The organism is Porphyromonas uenonis 60-3 (assembly GCF_000174775.1).
In the GTDB taxonomy this organism is placed as follows: domain Bacteria; phylum Bacteroidota; class Bacteroidia; order Bacteroidales; family Porphyromonadaceae; genus Porphyromonas; species Porphyromonas uenonis_A.
The window spans coordinates 1-509 of sequence record NZ_ACLR01000138.1; the positions used below are offsets into that span (position 1 = coordinate 1).

1 protein-coding gene is annotated in these 509 nt (G+C 49.7%); it reads right to left on the reverse strand.

What is annotated here, in order from left to right; all coding sequences use genetic code 11:
- Positions 1 to 104: 104 nt before the first annotated feature.
- Positions 105 to 476 (reverse strand): hypothetical protein, encoded by a 372-nt coding sequence (locus PORUE0001_RS05005; RefSeq protein ID WP_007365385.1) that lies wholly within the window; start codon positions 474 to 476, stop codon positions 105 to 107.
- Between the last annotated feature and the right edge of the window lie 33 nt (positions 477 to 509).

Here is a 509-nt window from a genome sequence, read left to right on the forward strand (position 1 = left end):
CTCTCCCTCACCTTCCTGTGAGGTCTCCACACTGTAGGTGTCGTCTGCATTGACTGTCCACGTTGCCTCTTTGCTTACAGCCTTAGGGGCATCGTTGGTGACGGTCACTTTGACTTTGTTCCCACAAGCTCCTTAGCTTGATAGGTCAGGCTAAGGTTCGTCAGGGACGCTAGCGGGATAGAGGCACCACTCTGTACGCTCTTACCGAGGAAGAGGAGCGTGCCTACTGTCTCGTCATAAGCAAAGCTGACGCTATACTTTGTCGGACGTGGGCACTCCACCTCTTGCTCTGTTATTAAGAGCTGGGTGGTCACCATCTGTCCCTCACGCTCTATCTGAGCTTGTGGCGGGGTGCAGGAGACGGAAAAATCCACCTCCTGCTCCTGAGGCTTAAGGTCATCCTTGCAACTACTCGCAAAAAGCAGAGCTGATAGAGAGACTAGAACGAGAGAAAATGTTTTGATTATCTGTTTCATTGTATATGTTATTTAAGAGTGAGTTATTTACGT

What these genes read in the sequence shown, in the direction of transcription:
- PORUE0001_RS05005 (WP_007365385.1), bottom strand. Translation starts at nt 476, where the DNA reads ATGAAACAGATAATCAAAACATTTTCTCTCGTTCTAGTCTCTCTATCA.